Consider the following 20,244-nt stretch of genomic DNA (forward strand, 5'->3'; position numbering starts at 1 on the left):
CAAGGAGGCTGACACCATGGCTAAGAAAGCGCCTGATATGGAAGAATACCAGTACGGGTTCCGTGATGAGCATAAGTCGATATTCCAGTCTGGTAAAGGTTTGACGGCCGAAATTGTTAAAGAAATTTCAGCGATCAAAAATGAACCACAGTGGATGCTTGACTTCCGCTTGAAATCTTTGGAGCAGTTCCGTAAAATGCCAATGCCTACATGGGGCGGCAATATGGATGATTTGGACTTCGAGGATATTCAATACTATGTAAGACCTTCAGAGAAGCAAGGGAAGACTTGGGAAGAAGTTCCTTCCGAAATCAAAGAAACCTTTGATAAACTGGGAATTCCGGAAGCGGAACAGAAGTTCCTCGCCGGCGTATCGGCACAATATGAATCTGAGGTAGTCTATCACAGCATGCAGAAGAGCCTTGAAGATCAAGGGGTTATTTTTACAGATACCGACACTGCATTGCGTGAGCACCCAGAGCTTCTGAAAAAATATTTCGGGACGATCATCCCTCCAACCGATAATAAGTTTGCCGCACTTAACAGTGCAGTTTGGTCAGGCGGCAGCTTCATCTATGTTCCTAAAGGTGTGAAATGTGAAGTTCCTTTGCAGGCTTACTTCCGTATTAACTCCGAGAACATGGGACAATTCGAACGTACTTTGATCCTTGCTGATGAAGACAGCTTCGTGCACTACGTAGAAGGATGTACTGCTCCAATCTACAGCACGAACTCTCTGCACAGTGCGGTTGTTGAAATCTTGTGTATGAAGAACGCTCGCGTTCGTTATACCACAATCCAGAACTGGGCTCCAAACATCTACAACCTCGTTACCAAACGTGCGGTTGCAGAAGAGAATGCTACGATGGAATGGGTCGATGGTAACATCGGTTCCAAGCTGACCATGAAATATCCTGCGGTTGTTCTTAAAGGCCGTGGTGCTAAAGGTTCAGTACTATCCATCGCGGTAGCAGGTAAAGACCAGCATCAGGATGCGGGTGCCAAGATGATCCATTTGGCTCCAGATACAACATCCACCATTGTATCGAAATCCATCAGTAAACATGGCGGTAAAGTAACTTACCGTGGTCTAGCTTCCTTCGGCCGTCAAGCAGAAGGTGCGAAATCGAACATTAAATGTGATACGCTGATTTTGGATAATGAGTCCACTTCGGATACTATTCCTTACAATGAAATCATGAACGATAACATCGTTCTTGAACATGAAGCAACCGTGTCTAAAGTTTCTGAGGAGCAACTGTTCTACCTGATGAGCCGTGGCCTCACAGAAGCTGAAGCGACTCAAATGATCATCATGGGCTTCATCGAGCCGTTCACAAAAGAACTGCCGATGGAATATGCGGTCGAAATGAACCGTCTGATCAAGTTCGAGATGGAAGGTTCAATCGGTTAATAAGAGCGCTTATGAATGGAGGCCCGTCCTCCTAACGTTTATATTTCTTCAAAGCATCCGTAGATATTTTTCTACGGATGCTTTTTTTATGGGCACAATTGAAAAAATCCCCGAATGCTCCGGGGACTTACCTTTAATATTTTCAATTATCCATTTCCGGCAACGGCAATTCCACTGAAGGATCTGGCTCCCAGAGATGCCGTTCTAATCGCTGATGCTACAATGGTGTATTGGATCTGGCCAGTAAGCACATCGGTCGAAGGCGGATAGTCGACAGCGGTGATTCCAACCATTTCATATTGGGTCGTTGTATTATTGATGTTTCCGGGGTACGTTGTACTAAAAATTAATATATTATTGCGGTAAATACTAAAAGTAACATCATTCTGAACTATAATGCTAACATCAACACTAAGTCTGGCAAAAGCATTCAATGTGACTCTCACTAAGCCTGCATTTGCAGGTGTAACATTTACTGTCTGAAGTCCAATGTCACCGAAAATTGCACCTGAACGAACTAAATTAAGATTTTGCGCATCCATAGTGCTGCCCTGTGAAATCCGCATATCAAGAAACTGTATACTCATCCTATTCACCTAACCTCTCATTGTTGATTTTATATTTTATGAGAGAAAGAATAGAATGGCACCAAATCATTGACGGGGTTTTTTATATAGTAAAGGCTACTGTTTTGCCAGATCATTCACTTCTTTATTAAAAGCCTCTGAATATTGATTAAATTTACCTGCATCAAGTGTTAAGCTGTCATCGTTTGCTTTTGGAGGTGTCTCCTGGATCTGCTTATATAAAAGATCAATTTCTGGTGAAAGCTTGGCCCAAATTTTCTTAATAGAATCATACTTAGTATCTAACTTGTTCATATATGTATCGTATTCTTTTTTCTCTTCCATGGCTTTGCCAAGCTGTTCGACCGTAAAGTCTATGTCCATGCTCGCTCCTGTACTGCTTGTACCACTTCTAGTGTATGAGATAACATCTACAAACCCTACATTCCAAATGTCGGCAATAACAAAATTGCTTATTTCTCTTAGCGTTTTTTCAGGTGAGGGTGCTGCTGTATCTGCTTTTGAGGAAATTTCCCCGAAATTAAACAAGTTTTTAGATTCGTTGATCGCTGTGTTTGCGTCCGTAGGGTTATTGTTATTTGTATTGCTACACCCTGAGAGAAGGATAATGGCGATAATACAATATAAAATAAGCTGCTTTTTCAATATAGTTCCCCTCCATAATATAAGTAAAAAGTGTTGTATTACTATATTACGGTAAATTGTGGTAAAAGTTTTACATCTGAGGCAAATTTAAGACGGCGAAAAAGTGAACTCTTCGAAACCCGGAATAAATTCCAATAATTATGCAAAAAACCGAATAAAGGTCCTCCTAATATTACACGATGATTACAATATTCATGTAGATTCTTCATTCATCAGGATTAAGGAGGAAACACGAGCATTTTAAGATAACGAGGGTCCTTTATATCATGTAGATGCTGCTTTTTTCCGAAATAACCGCAAAAACGCGCAATTCTCCCCTTTGCCGCATTAAATTATGGATGATACACTGCATAAAGTCACTAAATTGTAAGCGCTAAAAAAAGCTAGCTTACGATGTAACATTTGCTTTATACAAAAAAACGCTTACTAGGTAAGCCTTAAGGAGGAGAGATATGGATGTTCTCAGGCAACTGCGCGGTTATTATCGAGAGAAGCTGCATTTTCTGATTCTTTCGATTATATGTTTGGCCGCTGCAACTGCAGTGGGGCTGATTACCCCCAATTTGTTAAGAAAGCTGATCGATGATGTTATTGTGCCACTTAAGTTTACAGAGGTGCCAGTGCTCGCATTGAGCGTGTTAGCTGTAGTAATAGTAAAAGCATGCCTGCAGTTTGCACATGGTTTTTTTGGAGGACGGCTAGGTAACTTTCTTGCATACCGGCTGCGTAATGCTTGTTATGAGAAGCTGCAATTCCTATCTTTCCGTTATTATGATACCGCGAAAACTGGGGATTTGATGTCCCGACTAACCGGAGATTTGGAAGCGATTCGTAACTTTATCGGTTTCGGTTTTGCTCAGTTGCTTAATGTCTTTTTTATGGTCATTTTTGGTTCGATTATGATGTTCTCACTCAATTGGCAGCTTACTCTAGTAACTTTGATTACGATGCCAATCCTGGCGTTTATTGCGCTAAAATTTGAGTCTAAGATTCACCCGGCCTTTCAAGAGATGCGCCTTGCGCTCAGTTCTCTGACTACGGCTGTACAGGAGAATATCACGGGTGTGCGCACCGTCAAATCGTTTGCGAGAGAGGCTCATGAAGTAGAGAAATTCTCGCACCGTAACGAACGTTATAAGAATAACCAGATTTTTGCTGCTGAGCTCTGGAGTAAGTTTTTTCCAGCGATGGAGTTTTTAGCATCGATCAGTGCAGCTATTCTGCTTGGAGTAGGCGGAACGTTAGTTATTAAGGGGAAAATGTCACTGGGCGAACTGGTTGCTTTTTTCAGCTTAATTTGGTACATCATTGGACCGATTTGGGGTCTTGGATTCCATATTAATAACTATACACAGTCCAAAGCATCGGGAGAACGTGTATTGGAAGTACTTAATCAGAATATTGATGTGAAGGATAAAGAGAACGCCCGTGAACTGGTACCTTCTGAGGTTAAGGGAGATGTAGCGTTTAATCACGTCACATTTGCTTATGGAAACAAAATGCCTGCGGTTACAGACATTGATTTTGAGGCTAAATCTGGTGCGGTTATAGGGTTCCTTGGAGGAACGGGCTCTGGTAAATCGACCATTACACAGCTGATGATGCGTGCTTATGACGTTAATGAAGGCAGCATCACACTGGATGGGATGGACATCAGAGAATACAATGTTCGCAGCTTGCGTTCACAGATCGCGACGGTCTTTCAGGAGACCTTCCTGTTCTCCTCCTCAATTCGCAACAACATCTCCTATGGGTTGAAAAATGTAAGCATGGAAGAAATTATCCGAGCTGCACAACTTGCCAAAGCCCATGATTTCATCATGGAGATGGAAGATGGTTATGACACTGTGGTGGGTGAGCGCGGAATGGGTCTTTCCGGTGGACAAAAGCAACGGATTGCCATCGCTAGAGCCCTGCTTAAGAATCCGCGGATTCTTATCCTCGATGATGCGACCAGCGCTGTCGATATGGAGACGGAGCACGAGATTCAAGCCGGATTCCAAGAGGTCATGAAGGGGCGCACTACACTTATTATTGCCCATCGGATCTCCTCCTTGCGCCATGCGGATCAGATTATCGTCATGAACGAAGGTCATGTACAGCAGCGTGGTACCCATAAAGAGCTAATTGAAGTGCCGGGTCCTTATCAGGATGTATACCGGATACAGTATGCTGATTATCTGGCCAGAGCGACCGGAAGAGGGGAGGAGTGAGGCATATGAAACTTGAAGCCAAACCAATGACCGCTACGGGAGCAAAAAATAAAGCAGCCGAGCAGCAAGAGCTGGATGAACGTTTTGTATATAAAGATGATGATGTCATCGATAAGGCTTTTGACTGGAAGCAATTCACCAGACTGTTCGGGTACATGAAGCCTTATGCAAAGCAGATGCTTCCATTGGTGTCCATCATGATGATTCTGGGAACTATCACGAAGTTGACCGTCCCGTTCCTAACAAGTTTAGCCATTGACCGTGCGATTGCGCCAAAGGTGGGGAATCCCAGCTTATCTCTGCTATATTCGCTTACAGCAGGGGTAATCGTCTTATATCTGATTCAATGGATTGCGGGAGTATACCGGATTAAATACACGAACATCATCGGCCAAAGAGTGATTTATGATTTGCGCTCAGATTTGTTCAAGCATATTCAGAAGCTTTCCTTTAACTTCTTTGATAAACGTCCGGCAGGTTCGGTATTAGTGCGGGTAACCAATGATATCAACTCTTTGCAGGATTTGTTCACAAACGGGGTTGTCAATCTGATGATCGACTGCGTGCAGCTTATGGGGATTACCATTATTCTGCTAGTGATCAACTGGAAGCTAGGTCTTGCAGTAATGGTTACGGTTCCGATTATGTTCTTTGTTTCAACTAAGCTGCGCCAAAAGATTCGGATCGCTTGGCAGGATGTGCGGATGAAGAACTCCAGAATTAATTCTCATTTAAATGAATCGATTCAGGGAATCAGAGTCACACAAGCCTACACCCAAGAACAAGAAAATATGAATTATTTCGATGTTATGAATACCGACAGCAAAAAATCCTGGAACAAAGCCTCTGCGATGAACCAGGCGTTCGGTCCGATTATTGAGGTCACAGGTGGTTTTGGAACAATGATCCTCTTTTGGCTGGGGGCTTATCTGATCCAATCTGGAGAACTCACAGTAGGTATGCTGGTAGCATTCAGTTCTTATGTCAGCAACTTCTGGGACCCGATTAATCGCCTTGGGCAGATGTACAATCAGCTGCTTGTGGCAATGGCTTCCTCGGAACGGATCTTTGAATATTTGGATGAGCAACCTGCGGTTCAAGATAATCCTGGTGCTAAGCCAATGGGAACGATTCGTGGGGATATTAACTTTGAGAAGGTCATTTTTGAATATGAAAAAGGCCGGGCTGCATTAAAAGGTATTGATCTGGATGTAAAAGCAGGACAGTCGATCGCGCTCGTAGGTCATACAGGTTCTGGTAAAAGTACGATCATTAACCTGATTGGCCGGTTTTATGATATCAAAAGCGGCCGAATCACGATAGACGGTGAAGATATCCGCGGGGTTACGTTAGACAGCCTGCGAAGGCAGATCGGAATCGTGCTGCAAGATACCTTTATTTTCTCGGGAACGATTCGGGATAATATCCGTTTTGGCCGTCTGGAGGCTACAGATGAAGAAGTGGAAAATGCTGCAAAAGCCGTGGATGCCCACGACTTCATCATGAAGCTGCCCGGTGGGTATGAGACAGAGGTGGAAGAGCGCGGCAGCGCGTTGTCGATGGGACAACGTCAGCTTCTCTCCTTCGCCCGGGCGCTCTTGGCAAATCCGCGTATTCTAATCCTGGATGAGGCAACTGCCAGCATTGATACGGAGACAGAGCTGAAGATCCAGGAGGCACTCAAAATCCTGCTTCAAGGCCGAACCTCCTTTATCGTAGCGCACAGACTTTCTACCATCCGCCATGCGGATAAAATAGTCGTCCTCGATCACGGAGAGATTAAAGAAGAAGGAAACCATCATGAGTTGACATCCCGTGATGGGGTATACAACGGTCTGATCGAAGCGCAATTCCGCTTCCTATAGACCGACAGAACAGAACAGAACAGAACAACAGCTCATTCCCGTTGCTTAGGCAACTGCGGTGTGGGCTGTTTTTTATAGGGATATAGAATGTAGAGATTAATGGGTCCGGGGTTAGAACAGGCAGACCAGAGTAGAGTGGAGTATGGCAGAGGTATTACGGGACAAGGTAACCGAAGAACGGCAGAACGGAAGAACGGAAGAAGGGCAAAACGGAAGATTGGAAGAACGGCAGAACAGCAGAACGTAAGAATGCAAGAACAGCAGAACGGCAGAACAGCAGAACGTAAGAATGCAAGAACAGCAGAACGGCAGAACGGTAGAATGGAAGAATGGAAGAATGGAAGAATGGAAGAATGGAAGAATGGAAGAATGGAAGAACAGCAGAACAGCAGAACAGCAGAACGGCAGAATGGAAGAACAGCAGAACGTAAGAATGCAAGAACAGCAGAACATAATACAGCAGGGTTAGATTTCTATTCAGTTACTTAGGACGTTTGGATACCCTGCCCGTCACACGCAGCTCAAACATTTGTGCACAAATATCTTGATGCCATTGTAGATCAGCTGTCTGTTCCGCTAATTGGATTTCATTTTGCAATCGGGCCATCTCATAGCAGTAGGTAGCGTTTATTTGCAGGCACTGCTGTTGTTCCGTTTCCTCAGCAGCAGTAAGCTGCCGTCTACGGCTCAGGGTGAACAACTCGGCAAGGCGTTCATGGACAGGAAGCATGCTTTTTTCCTCCTACAGCAATTTAAAACCACATATTAGTTTCGCCATGAGAAGAGAAATTCAAACGTTACGTCAGATAATTAAATTGAGGGGCCTTACTATGTTGAGGGTAGGAGGAACTATCTTCGAAGTCAGAAGGAAACAAGTAGAGGTGAAAATCGAGGGAAGTTTAGGAGTAATCAGGAAACGAATCCTTTAGTTGCAGTTTGTACAATAGTAACCGCCATTCTCGTTATAAAAATACTGTTAATTGCACTTTGTGCAGCTATTTTCGAGAAATGTGCTTATTAAGGGCATTTTCCTTAATTCTAGTTGCACAAAGTACAACTAAATCAGAAATCGGCTCGCTAGACGTGGATTTAGTTGCACAAAGTACAACTAAATCACAATTCAGCTCGCTAGACGTGGATTTAGTTGCAAAAGTACAACTAAATCACAATTCAGCTCGCTAGACGTGGATACTGTTGCACAAAGTACAACAAAATCAGAAATCGGCTCGCTAGACGTGGATTTAGTTGCACAAAGTACAACAAAATCAGAAATCGGCTCGCTAGACGCGAATTTAGTTGCACAAAGTACAACTAAATCAGAATTCAGCCCGCTAGACGCGAATTTAGTTGCACAAAGTACAACAAAATCAGAAGTCAGCCTGGTAGACATGAATTTTGTTGCACAAAGTACAACTAAAAAATCCCCCGTAGTCAAACCGGGGGATTTAGTGTACAAACAGCAGCTCTGAACCTTTTGCTAAACAATGCAGGACCTCAAGAAACGCCCTAGTCCATGTAGATTTCCACAATCGTAACGTTACGTTCGCGGGCTAGATCGACAAATAATCCATCGATCTTTACCAGCGGACGGAAAATATCAACTGGATTGTTCATGATAATCACACCTGTATCCCCCGTGTTCAGTAATACTCGCTTGCCGATAAAGTTAGGCATTAAATGCTGTATAAAGGCTTGAACCGTTCTGCCGTTCAGCTTACCAAAGCTGAGGTCATTTAGTTCACGTAGGACAGAAATAAGCTCTTGCTTGGACTGATAGACGCGTTTAGAAGTCATCGCACTATAGATGTCAGCTACAGCAGCAATTTGCGCATAAGGATGAATATCGGATTTGGTTAGCTTATTAGGATAGCCAGAGCCGTCCTCACGTTCATGATGCTGCAAGGCTGCCAAGGCTGTATGTGAGTCATCCATAGAATTGCGGATAATTTCGTAGCCGTACTTAGTATGTAGTTTAACTTCTTCGAATTCTTCCGCGGTTAATTTCCCAGGCTTATTTAATAGTGCAGGTGAGATTCTACATTTTCCAATATCAATTAAATATCCAGCTCGTCCAATCTCATAGCATTCTTGTTTGGAATACCCAAGCCAGATTGCAATATAATAAGAGAGCATACCTACCTGCAAAGAGTGATTGTAGGTATAATTATCTTCGCGATCGAGCAGAAGCAGCAGGGAGACTACATCCTTTTGCTTGTCCAACGATTGAAGCGAAGGCTGAAGAATGTCGTTAACCACGGATTGGTTAAAGCTTCCTTTTAATAGTGCTTCCATATAAAGATTCTCAAAGCCGTCAATCATGGTATCAAAACTAGTGGTCACCGTCTGAATAATTGAAGGTCTGCTTAATGGGGCAGGTTCTTCCACTAACGTCCGGATATCAACATAATCAACTCCATGCTGCATCAGCTTGGCGATATCATCTATCTGGAGCAGCGATCCCTTTGGTAATACATGCAGACCTCTTGAACTATAAGCGTCTGAGTTGAGGTGATTACCAGGTTTTAGATCCGAGACGTGTACTCTCAATGCCTATGCCACCTTTTATCCGATTTTATCCAGAATATCAACAAAGTGCAGATTTTTCAATGAAAAAGGAGTGAAGATTAATTGTGGAGGGAATCGGCAGCCTTTTGTTCAGAGCCTACCCAGTGCTGGCCTGATTCATTGATGTCTTTTTTCCAGATAGGGACGGTCTGTTTCAGCAGTTCAATGGCCAGACGACTAGCCTCGTAACAGGTATCGCGATGAGGGGTAGAGACGGCAATGATAACGCTTGCTTCCTTCAGGCCTACAAGCCCAATGCGGTGGGAAATCGCGCAGCGTGCATTCCAGCGATTCTGCACCTCGTCACCAATTTCTTTCAGCTTGCTTAAGGCCATAGGAATATAGGCTTCATAGTCTAAGGCTGTTGTACGTTGTTCTCCGGTCATTTCGCGTGTAGTTCCTACAAATAACAGGGATGCTCCATGATTGGCGTCGAGGACGGCATCCAGAAGCTTCTCAGCATTTAAAGGCAGATCCGTTATGCTATAGAGGCCGTCAGAAGTGCTCTCATATAAAGAACCATTCTCTCCACCGGAAACGGGAGGGATTAATGCAACTTCGGCAGACTCGGTGATGAGGGCTTCATCAGGTGCATATTCCCGGTCAATGGCGACCAAAGAAGTTCCAATTAGGGATGCTGCATCCGGATAAGAGGTTGAAAGGAGTTCTTTTAACTTCCCAGCGGTTAAGGGATTCTCTGTCGCATGAAAGGTCAGAGAAGATGAGCCGATAATCTCAGCCAAACCCGCGAACAGACGGATTGTGATATGCATACTTATTCACCTCTGAAATATGTTGTAATGTCTACAATATACCATAATGAGCCTGAAAATGTTATGCTAGGCTCTATAAGATCATGCATCGGCTGCTTCATTTAAGAGCGGCTCAACAGGTAGGAGGAATGTTGCTAATGGGGCATGTGCCGCAAAGACTGACCATACTTCATACCAATGATATACATAGCCATTTCGAAATGGTGAGTCCATTGGCAGCAGAAATCGAGAGACAAAGAGCTGCAGCGGGGGAAGAGCCTGTGCTGTTGCTGGATATTGGCGATCATATGGATCGTGCAGCCGTCGAGACAGAAGGAACTATGGGTCAGGCTAACATCGATGTACTTAACTTAACAGGATATGATACTGTAACCATCGGTAATAATGAGGGGTTAACATTCTCACAGGAGATGTTATCCTCTATTTTCTCCGGGTTACAGTGCCCAGTGGTATGCTGTAATTTTGTGGAGACTGCAACAGGGGAACCTCCCCACTGGATGAAGCGTCATGCCATCTTGGAGAAGGATGGAATCAGAATAGGAATAACTGGAGCGACAGCGGCATTTAGTTCGTTCTATTCCTTGCTGGGCTGGGATGCCCTGGATCCCGAGACAACCCTTCGGGAACAATGCCTTCTTTTAGCTCCCCAGGTGGATATTCTAATCATCCTTTCTCATTTGGGGCTTCCCGCAGATCGAATTCTGGCAGAGCGGCTGGAAGGTGTGCATGCTATTCTTGGTGGACATACGCATCATATGCTGGAAGAGCCGCTCATGATTAACGGAACAGCTGTATGTGGAGCGGGGAAATTCGGGCGTTACCTCGGGCGGCTTCAATTTGAGCGGAGAGAGGGACAAACTGGATTCAGTCTGGTGGCAGGTGAATGTATTCCGATTGACCCAGAACTGAAGGAAGAGGTTGTAGGTCCTGCCGCTACTATTCATTTGGAGCGTGGTCGTGAGGCTCTTCAGCAGACCGTTGCGATCACAGATCGTGAGCTTCCTTTGAATTTGCAGGGAGAATCCCCTTTTGGCAATCTTTTAGCCCAAGCTGTACGTAGATTTACAGGCGCCAGTTTGTCGATAGTTAACACAGGTCAGCTTCTAGGACCTTTGCCTGAAGGGGAGGTTACAACGGGAATGCTGCACGCCCTATGTCCTTCTCCCATTAATACATGCGTAATCAAGCTGAAAGGCCTAGATATTCGCATAGCTTTGGAGCAGAGTCTTACGGAAGAATTTTATAATAAGGTGATTTTTGGGTATGGCTTTCGCGGGAATTATCTGGGCAGCTTAGCAGTAGATGGGATAAAAATCTTGTACGATCCGCAGCAGATACCGTATGATAACAATATTGCAGTTTTTGTCGAAGGAAATCCGCTGGAGGATGATAAAGAGTATAATGTTGGTACGCTGGACATGTTTACTTTCCGTGCAGGCTATGAGACGATCGCCAATGGGAAGGATCCTTTATTTTTGCTGCCTCATTTTTTACGCGACCTGCTTGGGATGGAATTGCAGCGCCCGGACAGTCTTGATGAATGCATGCTCACTCGCTGGCAGATCAAGTCTGAGTAAACCTGCAGCTTACAAGATTTACTTTTTGATTCCATTTAGACAGTGCTAGATTCCCAAAAAAATAGGAGGAAATTATGGACACGATCACAGCTATTATTTTAGCAATTGTCGAAGGGATCACTGAATTTATTCCTGTTTCTTCTACAGGACACATGATCTTGACCTCGAAGCTTCTGGGCTTTGATGAGCAGGATTCGATTATGAAGACTTATGAAATCGTTATTCAGCTAGGGGCAATATTGGCGATTGCGCTTGTTTACCGCGAGCGTGTGCTTAATTTGCTGGGCATTGGGCGTAAGAACTCAGGAAGAGGCGGTGTGATGCCGGCGTCTCGTTTGAACTTAATCCATGTAATACTTGGGATTGCCCCAGCACTAGCTGTGGCATTTTTTGCCCGCGATTTTATAAAAAGTCTCTTTGGGGCCACGACTGTTCTTTGGGCGCTTGTCGCCGGAGGGATTCTAATGATTATCGCAGAATGGGTAAATAGACGCAAAATTAGAGTTACAGCGCATGAGCTAGACGATCTTTCTTACGGACAGGCGCTGGCTATCGGGATGTATCAGATTATTTCAGTGCTTTGGCCAGGATTTTCCCGTTCGGGATCTACGATCTCCGGAGGGATGTTAAGTGGAGTTAGTTATAAAGCTTCTGCGGATTTCTCCTTCCTTATAGCCATTCCTATTATGTGTGCGGCTTCCGGATATGAACTGTTGGATTCTTATAAGAACTTCACTAGTGAGACGATTGGCTATTTTGTAATTGGATTTCTGATTTCTTTTGTAGTGGCTTATGTAGTGGTCATTTTGTTTATGAAATTGATTCAAAAGATTAGATTGACGCATTTCGCGATCTACAGATTTATTCTTGCTGCTATATTCTGGTTGTTTATTATGCGTTAATGCCCATAGGCAAAGACCTAGACACACCCGATGTTCTTCATGGTGCACCTGTCTGATCTCTACATAAACGGTATAGACAAAGCGTGTGACCCAAGGATTTCAAAACAGAATAGCATTTTACCGTTAAAGGCAGGAGTGAGCTAAGTGCGTTTAGTATCCGTGAATCAGCTTCAAGCAGGCATGAAATTAGGTAAAAAAATATATAATGATGAAGGTCTAACTCTCCTCGCGGATGGGGTGGAGCTTACTGATGCGTTGATCAAGAGGCTTGCAAGAATTGACATCGGTTATATTTACATAGAGGACTCTGTCACGGACGATGTTGAGATTATAGGTATGCTTCAAGATGAGACGCGCAATCAGGCACTGAAGGTGATTCGTAATCAGTTTCAGCAAATGACAGGCGCTTCAGGAATAAGTAAGGGATTCTACCATCTGGATAAAAAATTCTCAAAAATCATGGATAGCATCCTGGATGATTTGTCTTTACAAGAAGATCCGATGATCATGCTGCTTGATATGCACACTGCTGATAACTACTTGTACGTCCATTCCCTGAACGTCTGCTTGTACACTTTGGTGCTTGGCATTGCGCATGGGTACAGCAAAGAGGAGCTTCGAGTGATTGGTCTGGGTGCGCTGCTGCATGATATTGGCAAGACCCAAGTCCCGATAAAAATCATTCAAAAACCCGGCAAGCTCAGTGAAGATGAATTTCGGCATATGCAGGCACACACCGAGATCGGGTATCAGATTCTCAAGGAAGAACCGAATATCCCGCTGCTCGCGGCTCATTGTGCGCTTCAGCATCATGAACGCATTGACGGATCCGGATATCCGCGGGGATTAAAAGGACCTCAAATTCATGAATATGCCAAATGGTTGGGCGTGGCTGATTCCTACGATGCTATGACCTCCAACCGGGTCTACAAAAAGGCTATGCTGCCACATCAAGCCGTTGAGGCGCTTTATGTAGGTTCCGGTACATTGTATGAGCAGAAGCAGCTAGAGTTATTTAGAGATCGTGTGGCTATCTATCCACTTGGTCTTACGGTGAAGCTCAGTACGGGTGAAAGTGGAGTTGTTGTCAAAATAGATCCAAGTACGCCTCACAGACCGATCGTACGTGTGCTTACAGGGCCTGAAGGAGAGAAAGTCGTACCGTTCGAAAGGGATCTAGGAAAAGCCCTCTCCGTTGTTATCGTTGACGTCGCAGATCAAGGCGATTCTGTGGGAACGCCAAAATATTTATAATAGCAGCGAAGAGAGAAGAATAGGCTTGTCCGCATAACTCGCGGAAGCCTATTCTTCGTCTCGCTGCTATTATTTTTTACAGTGAGAAAGCTTGTGAGGACAGTCCGAAAGACATCCGAAGTGCAGTTTTTCTGACTAACGTGGTATGATATAGGATAAGACACCGTTCAATCTTCATGATTATGGGTTAATAATAGGAATAAGATTTAAAGGAGCTAGTACAAATGAATGTTTTAAGACCATTAACATCTTCACCGAAGGAGCTGTCGCCAAGCTACGATCCATGGGATCCCATTACTTCTGTACGCAAGCATGGACGCCATGTGCTAACGAGTGTGGAATTTACAGTAACCAATTTATGTAATATGCGGTGTGAACACTGTGCGGTAGGTGATAGTTTAACCTCTAGAGAAGGGGATATGCTGCCGCTTAAAAATATGTTGGACCGTTTAGATGAAGTAGAGCATCTGGAGACTATTAGTATTACCGGCGGAGAGCCTATGTTTTTGGCCGGAACGGTGGATAATATCATAGTGCCGCTCTTAAAGTATGCCAAAGAGCGAGGGATTAGATCGCAAATTAATTCTAATCTGACGATGCCGTATGCTCGATATGAAAAGCTGCTTCCGTATTTGGACGTTATGCATATTTCTTTTAATTATGTGAACGGAGACGATTTTCATGAAGTTGGTTTTGCCAACAGCGGGCATGCTGTTTCAAAGGAAAGTGCATATCGGTTATATAATGCAATGATTGAGAATTCTCGACGGCTAAGTGAGGATGGTATGCTAATTTCTGCGGAAACTATGATTAATTACCGTACACATACTAAGCTGCCTGAAATTCATAAGTTGATTCTCGACATGGGCGCCAAACGGCATGAGGTACATCCTATGTACAACTCCAGCTTTGCTTCGGCGTTGCCAGTGTTGTCCTTGAATGAAATGCGGACGGCAATCCATAAACTACTGGATACCCGTGATCCGGAGATTTGGATGCTGTTTGGGACCCTTCCGTTTTTTGCTTGCAGCTTCCTGGAAGAAGACCAGAAGCTGATAAGCAGAATGCGCGCCGAGAAGAATGTTACCCTTCGCAATGATCCGGATGGCCGGAATCGAGTGAACGTAAACATGTTTACGGGCGATGTTTTTGTTACAGATTTCGCTGATATCGCAGCCTTTGGCAACATCGAGAACCAAAAGCTGGATGATATATTTATCGATTGGCAGACTAAACACCCGCTGAACCAAAAGGTGAACTGCCACTGCGATGCAGCAGGCTGCTGCGGACCTAATCTGTTAGTGGCGGATATGTATTATCCGGAAGTTGACTTCAAAACTAGAAAAGCGATCAATCTGTAGAAATGAGGCGTTGTTAAGTGGTGCATACGGAATTTGAAGTAGGGAGATTATTGCTTAATCTTTTGCTGGTTCTGGTGCTCGTATTATTGAACGGTATTTTTGTAGCAGCGGAATTTTCATTAGTTAAGGTCAGGCAGTCCCGCCTGACCCAACTTGTCAGTGAAGGTAATAAAATGGCTGGATATGCTCTGAAAGTAAATAAGAGACTGGACTCCTATTTATCCGCCACTCAGTTTGGGATAACACTTGCATCGCTGGGCTTAGGTTGGGTTGGAGAGCCCGCGATTTCTGAGCTGTTGGTCGAACCTTTAATGTACCAGATGGGGATCACCGATCATACCCTGATTTCTACTGTATCTGTGATTATTGGATTTTCGATCATTACATTTTTACATATTGTACTTGGGGAGCTTGCTCCTAAATCGCTCGCGATTCAAAGAACAGAAGGTTCGGCACTGTTGTTATCTGCACCCCTGATGTTCTTCTATAATGTGTTCATGCCTTTTATCTGGGTGCTGAATGCTTCAGCCAATGCGTTACTTCGGTTAGTCGGTGTGGAGCCTGCAAATGAAAGTGAAGCAGCACACTCGGAAGAGGAAATACGTATTCTGATGAATCAGAGCGCCAAGAGTGGCGTCATTGACAAAGATGAAATGAAACTAATGGATAATATCTTTGAATTCTCAGATCTGCTTGCACGTGAAGTCATGCTGCCGCGTACAGATATGGATGTGCTTTACAGCAATCTTTCGTTAGAAGAAAATATGAAGATTATTACCGAAACGAGACATTCACGTTATCCGGTTGCTCTGGAAGATAAGGACCGTATTATCGGTTTTATTCATATTACCGACCTGTTGTTTGCTCCACCGGAGCAGCAGAATGATCTTACAACTCTGGTTCGGCCTATCCTTAACGTTCCGGAATCGATGGAGATCAGTCATACTCTTCGTTTTATGCAGAAGAATAAGGCGCAGCTAACGTTGGTTGTCGATGAATATGGCGGCACAGCAGGTTTGCTGACAGCAGAAGAGATTCTGGAAGAAATCGTAGGAGATCTGCATGACGAGTTCGAAGATGAGCGTCCAAGTGTGGAACATAACGGGGAGTATATCTCTGTTGAGGGCCGGATGCTGATTGAGGATGTCAACGATCTTACGGGTGTTGTGATTGAAGATGATGAGGTGGATTCCATCGGCGGCTGGTTGTTTAAGGAGCTGGAGGGTAATCCAACCAAAGGAAAACGTGTCAAAGTTGAAGATGTTATTTTTGAAGTCGAGGAATCGACAAGATTGCGTATCACTAGAATTAATATCCACCGGGAACCCCGTGTTGAGGATGAAGAAACCTCATCAAAATTGGACGAGGATAAAGAATAATCTATTAAAGATTGTAACGTATTGTTCCGGTTGATCAGGGATATAATGAACTCCTCCTGTAAGAGCTTTATGGCTCACGACAGGGGGAGTTTTTTGTGGACACATAAAGGACATAACGCTCGTCTATGCTAATGTTTATAAATTGTTTGAAAGCGGGGTCTAGATTGAAAAAGAAACTTCTTCTCGTTGAGGATGAAATTCGTATTCGTGAACTGGTATCTGATTATTTCTTACAGAATGATTGGGAAGTACTTGAAGCGGATAATGGAAGAGATGCATTGGTTTGGTTTGATTCACTGTTGCCGGATCTGCTGATTCTGGATATCATGATGCCTGCTATGAATGGCTTTGAAGTGTGCCGTGAAGTTCGTGAGAAATCAGCGGTACCCATCATTTTGTTAACCGCCAAGTCTACAGATGACGACAAAATCTATGGATTTGAATTAGGAGCCGATGATTATGTTACAAAACCATTTAGTCCAAAGGTGCTGGTAGCCCGGGCAAATGCACTCATGAAGCGGGTTGAAGGCACCCATCAGCCTGAATCTGGCATAATAAAATTTGGTTCCGCGATGTTTAATACCTTAGCTCATCGGTTGGAGGTAGAAGATGCGGAAGTGGAGCTTACCCCTAAGGAATATGATCTTTTATGGCTTTTAATACGAAATAAAGGGATTGTCATTTCAAGGGATACGATCCTCAGTCGGATCTGGGGAATTGAATTTGAAGGAGATTCCAGAGTTGTGGACAGTCATATTAAAAAGCTGCGAAGTAAATTGGGTTATGAATCACGTTTTATTCGTACGGTAATTGGCACAGGATACATGTTCGAGGAAGAGGCATGAGAAGACGGGGAATTACTTTTAAACTGTTTGTGATGACCGTTATCTTTTTCCTTTGCTTCTATGGCATGGTGATTCTAAGCCAATTGCTGTTGTTTGACAATTTCTATCAGAAGCAAAAAGAGCACCGCGTGGAGAAACACCTTAAGAGCTTTGCGGCAAGATATATAAGTGAGCCATGGGGAAGCACTCGAACCTCTCAGGAGCTTGTCCGGTTTATGCTGCGGAATAAAACACAAATGGTTATTTTGAAGCTGGATGGAAAGATGAATTCAGAAGATCCATTTCATATAAAGCTAATCGATGATGACGGGAAGAGTATGGTTGTTTCTTTATCCCTATTCATGAATCAGTACGGAGATTCACTGAGAGCAGCAAACATTAAAGTAGATGATCAGTTGAGCGTGGAAGGCGAACTTTTGGACGAAGACAGTGCTTCACCCGTTATACTCTACCCCATAAGCATTACAAAAAAAGGGGGCGGAACAATAGGGGAGACGGGAGAGACTGGGACGATTCATGCATCTGGTACTGTTGCAGAAGTTGTACTGCCTGATTTGAAAATATGGAATCCACGCCAGGGAATACTGTTTGAGGCTCTAGAGGAATGGTTTCCTTTGACACCGGCGCAGGCAGAAGACTTCAAAAATTTGAAAATACAGAAACAAGACTGGATTGCTCCCTGGAGTGGGAGTCGCAATTCTGTGGTTATTCTGCCCCTGAAGCAAAGTAACGGAGAAATTGAATTACTATTCACAGTCACTTCATTACAGGAAGTTAAGGATTCGAACGATGCGTTGCGTTGGTTCTTTTTATATCTGGGAATGGGTGGTTTTGTCCTGATTCTGGTGCTTTCTCTCTTTTTCTCGAAAATGGTAACGCGTCCGCTAATTAAATTAAATAAAATAGCCAAACGTATGGTTTCTCTGGATTTTACAGGGGACACATCGATTCGGCAGAAGGATGAGTTAGGCAGCCTTTCTAACAGCATGTTCACCTTATCACTAAGTCTGGATTCTGCTTTACGAGAGTTAAGAGAGGCCAATCAGCAGCTAGTTGAGGATATGGAGCAGAAACAAAGAATGGAGATCATGCAGCAGGACTTTTTTGCCAACGCCTCCCATGAATTGAAGACACCACTCAGTATTATCAAAGGTTTTGCTGAAGGCTTGGAAGATGGCGTTAGCGCCGGCAAGCAGGATCACTACATTAAGGTAATTATTGAGGAAGCCGATAAAATGGAGTTTCTTGTTAAAAATATGCTAGATCTAGCGCGGTTGGAGTCGGGCACGATTAAACTTCGGAAAACTTCCTTTATGTTAAGTGAACTGACGGAAAAGGTGACGGACAAGCTGGTCCACTTGCTGAGTGAAAAACATTTGGAAGTCATCATTATTCCTGCAAATGAATTACCGGTCTATGCGGATGTGAACTGGATCGAACAAGTTATGCTAAATTTTATGACCAATGCTATCAGGCATGCGGAAGAAAGAAGTTCTATCACCGTCAATATTGAGAGTCATGCCCAGACTATTGTATTCACTATTCAAAATATAGGAGAATCAATCCCTGAAGATCAGCTGGAGCAGATCTGGGAGCGGTTCTATCGGTTGGAGCCATCCCGCAGTCGAATGACAGGCGGTACGGGTCTGGGGCTTTCCATTGCGAAGCGAATACTAGATATGCACGCTTGTCTTTATACAGTGAAAAATACGGAGAACGGTGTCAGCTTTACTGTGACCTTTGTAGGTTAAATCGGATCAACAGAAATACTGCTATGAAAGGGGTGAGATTGTATGAAATTGAACTGGTTGCCTTCAACGTGCACACTAGGAAACTTGGGACTAGGATCACTGTCCTTATATTTTACGATTCAAGAACGATATAGCCTAGCTTTATTAATGATTTTGCTCGCGGCAATATGCGATGTACTGGATGGATTACTGGCAAGAATATTGCAATGTACTAGTGAATTCGGTAAACAATTGGACTCATTGGCGGATATTATATCATTTGGTTTAGCGCCTACCTTCCTTATCTTGTTGTATAGGTTAGAAGATGCCCACTGGATTGGACCTGCAGCTGCAGTTTTCTTTTTGATCTGTGGCGCACTTCGTTTGGCCAGATTTAATCTGTCGGCGCCTTCCAAAGGGTTCGTGGGGATGCCGATTACTGCTGCTGGAGTCATTCTGTCGATGATTTCTTTACTAGATGAACGTATGAAACCAGGACTGGTCATCGGATTAATGGCATTGCTGTCCGTAATGATGATTAGCCGTATCCCATTTCCGTCCCTTAAAAAATCCTTCAACAGGAAGTGATACACCCATGCCTTGGATTATAGAGTTTATTTCACAGTACGGATATTTAGCCATATTTGGCCTTATGGCACTTGGGATTATCGGACTTCCTGTGCCTGATGAGGTGTTAATGCTGTTTGTAGGCTATTTATCCTCCGTTATGGTTTTGGATTTTTCACTTTCCGTATTGGTTTGTTTTATGGGATCTATCACAGGAATGCTTATCAGCTATACCATTGGTTTAAGACTAGGGCAACCTGTGGTAGCAAAATTCGGCAAGTGGGTTGGCCTTACACCCAAGCGTTTTGCGAGTATGAAAAGATGGTTTTTGCGGTTCGGAAACTGGGCGATTTTCATTGCTTATTTTATTCCAGGTCTGAGGCATGTATCGAGCTATATCTCTGGAATCAGTGCTATGTCTTTCAAAAAATATATACTTATAACGACTGCAGGAGCGCTAACCTGGTCACTCCTTTTTGTTTCTATCGGCTTTTTTGTGGGGGCTAAGTTTTCCTTTTTATAGCCATTGAAGTTTAACATTATTAATCGCAATTGAATGGAGCAAGA

Annotated in this window: 19 protein-coding genes; 14 read left to right on the forward strand and 5 right to left on the reverse strand. The window is 43.8% G+C overall.

The features are described from left to right. The first annotated feature begins 16 nt into the window (after positions 1-16). Complete coding sequence (sufB, locus tag MKX34_RS08675; RefSeq protein ID WP_036684335.1) at positions 17-1,414, forward strand: Fe-S cluster assembly protein SufB; 1,398 nt, start codon at positions 17-19, stop codon at positions 1,412-1,414. A 146-nt stretch (positions 1,415-1,560) separates the two neighbouring features. Here sufB and MKX34_RS08680 read toward each other — a convergent pair whose 3' ends face one another. Both MKX34_RS08680 and MKX34_RS08685 read right to left on the reverse strand, forming a co-directional pair. Further along, positions 1,561-2,001 carry a hypothetical protein gene (locus MKX34_RS08680; protein ID WP_076104564.1) on the reverse strand — a complete coding sequence of 147 codons (441 nt, stop codon included), beginning with the start codon at positions 1,999-2,001 and terminating at the stop codon, positions 1,561-1,563. Positions 2,002-2,097: 96 nt separating this feature from the next. After that, positions 2,098-2,646, reverse strand: coding sequence for a hypothetical protein (locus tag MKX34_RS08685; protein ID WP_249267783.1), 549 nt, complete (start codon positions 2,644-2,646; stop codon positions 2,098-2,100). A 452-nt stretch (positions 2,647-3,098) separates the two neighbouring features. Here MKX34_RS08685 and MKX34_RS08690 point away from each other — a divergent pair, with 452 nt between their 5' ends. The 3 genes from MKX34_RS08690 to MKX34_RS08700 all read left to right on the forward strand — a co-directional run bounded on the left by MKX34_RS08690 (position 3,099) and on the right by MKX34_RS08700 (position 7,213). Further along, entirely contained in the window at positions 3,099-4,859 is a 1,761-nt protein-coding gene (locus tag MKX34_RS08690; RefSeq protein ID WP_036684103.1) for an ABC transporter ATP-binding protein, read from the forward strand. 26 nt (positions 4,860-4,885) lie between these two features. Then, positions 4,886-6,724: an ABC transporter ATP-binding protein gene (locus MKX34_RS08695; RefSeq protein ID WP_036684176.1), complete on the forward strand. Its 1,839-nt coding sequence runs from the start codon at positions 4,886-4,888 to the stop codon at positions 6,722-6,724. Positions 6,725-6,823: 99 nt separating this feature from the next. Next, a complete protein-coding gene (locus tag MKX34_RS08700) occupies positions 6,824-7,213 on the forward strand; it encodes a hypothetical protein (protein ID WP_339204788.1) in 390 nt (129 codons plus the stop codon). Here the strand turns inward: MKX34_RS08700 and MKX34_RS08705 are convergent. Further along, a complete protein-coding gene (locus tag MKX34_RS08705) occupies positions 7,206-7,454 on the reverse strand; it encodes a hypothetical protein (RefSeq protein WP_052096900.1) in 249 nt (82 codons plus the stop codon). The genes MKX34_RS08700 and MKX34_RS08705 overlap by 8 nt on opposite strands. A gap of 454 nt (positions 7,455-7,908) precedes the next feature. Here MKX34_RS08705 and MKX34_RS08710 point away from each other — a divergent pair, with 454 nt between their 5' ends. Then, positions 7,909-8,193 carry a hypothetical protein gene (locus MKX34_RS08710; RefSeq protein ID WP_143763793.1) on the forward strand — a complete coding sequence of 95 codons (285 nt, stop codon included), beginning with the start codon at positions 7,909-7,911 and terminating at the stop codon, positions 8,191-8,193. A gap of 37 nt (positions 8,194-8,230) precedes the next feature. Here the strand turns inward: MKX34_RS08710 and MKX34_RS08715 are convergent, their stop codons facing one another. Next, complete coding sequence (locus tag MKX34_RS08715; protein WP_076271953.1) at positions 8,231-9,271, reverse strand: HD-GYP domain-containing protein; 1,041 nt, start codon at positions 9,269-9,271, stop codon at positions 8,231-8,233. A 77-nt stretch (positions 9,272-9,348) separates the two neighbouring features. Next, a complete protein-coding gene (locus tag MKX34_RS08720) occupies positions 9,349-10,062 on the reverse strand; it encodes a molybdenum cofactor biosynthesis protein MoaE (protein ID WP_038569590.1) in 714 nt (237 codons plus the stop codon). Positions 10,063-10,199: 137 nt separating this feature from the next. On the opposite strand from MKX34_RS08720, the gene MKX34_RS08725 reads away from it, so the two are divergent. The 9 genes from MKX34_RS08725 to MKX34_RS08765 all read left to right on the forward strand — a co-directional run bounded on the left by MKX34_RS08725 (position 10,200) and on the right by MKX34_RS08765 (position 20,200). Further along, positions 10,200-11,639, forward strand: coding sequence for a bifunctional UDP-sugar hydrolase/5'-nucleotidase (locus tag MKX34_RS08725; protein ID WP_036684085.1), 1,440 nt, complete (start codon positions 10,200-10,202; stop codon positions 11,637-11,639). 74 nt (positions 11,640-11,713) lie between these two features. Continuing rightward, positions 11,714-12,541 carry an undecaprenyl-diphosphate phosphatase gene (locus MKX34_RS08730; protein ID WP_036684081.1) on the forward strand — a complete coding sequence of 276 codons (828 nt, stop codon included), beginning with the start codon at positions 11,714-11,716 and terminating at the stop codon, positions 12,539-12,541. 144 nt (positions 12,542-12,685) lie between these two features. Next, entirely contained in the window at positions 12,686-13,795 is a 1,110-nt protein-coding gene (locus MKX34_RS08735) for an HD-GYP domain-containing protein (RefSeq protein WP_076100022.1), read from the forward strand. 224 nt (positions 13,796-14,019) lie between these two features. Continuing rightward, positions 14,020-15,156 carry a radical SAM/CxCxxxxC motif protein YfkAB gene (gene yfkAB / locus MKX34_RS08740; RefSeq protein WP_076104567.1) on the forward strand — a complete coding sequence of 379 codons (1,137 nt, stop codon included), beginning with the start codon at positions 14,020-14,022 and terminating at the stop codon, positions 15,154-15,156. A 20-nt stretch (positions 15,157-15,176) separates the two neighbouring features. Continuing rightward, positions 15,177-16,535 carry a hemolysin family protein gene (locus MKX34_RS08745; RefSeq protein ID WP_036684171.1) on the forward strand — a complete coding sequence of 453 codons (1,359 nt, stop codon included), beginning with the start codon at positions 15,177-15,179 and terminating at the stop codon, positions 16,533-16,535. A 164-nt stretch (positions 16,536-16,699) separates the two neighbouring features. Then, the gene (locus tag MKX34_RS08750) at positions 16,700-17,380 is read left to right on the forward strand and encodes a response regulator transcription factor (RefSeq protein WP_076100020.1); all 681 of its coding nucleotides are present in this window, start codon (positions 16,700-16,702) and stop codon (positions 17,378-17,380) included. Further along, positions 17,377-19,131: a HAMP domain-containing sensor histidine kinase gene (locus tag MKX34_RS08755; RefSeq protein ID WP_076104568.1), complete on the forward strand. Its 1,755-nt coding sequence runs from the start codon at positions 17,377-17,379 to the stop codon at positions 19,129-19,131. Before MKX34_RS08750 ends, MKX34_RS08755 begins: the two co-directional genes overlap by 4 nt. A gap of 42 nt (positions 19,132-19,173) precedes the next feature. Continuing rightward, positions 19,174-19,698, forward strand: a complete 525-nt coding sequence (gene pssA / locus MKX34_RS08760) for a CDP-diacylglycerol--serine O-phosphatidyltransferase (protein ID WP_036684073.1) — start codon at positions 19,174-19,176, stop codon at positions 19,696-19,698. A 7-nt stretch (positions 19,699-19,705) separates the two neighbouring features. After that, positions 19,706-20,200 (forward strand): DedA family protein, encoded by a 495-nt coding sequence (locus MKX34_RS08765; protein ID WP_076100017.1) that lies wholly within the window; start codon positions 19,706-19,708, stop codon positions 20,198-20,200. Positions 20,201-20,244: the final 44 nt, after the last annotated feature.

Source organism: Paenibacillus sp. FSL R5-0636 (assembly GCF_037974255.1).
Lineage (GTDB): Bacteria > Bacillota > Bacilli > Paenibacillales > Paenibacillaceae > Paenibacillus_AQ > Paenibacillus_AQ odorifer.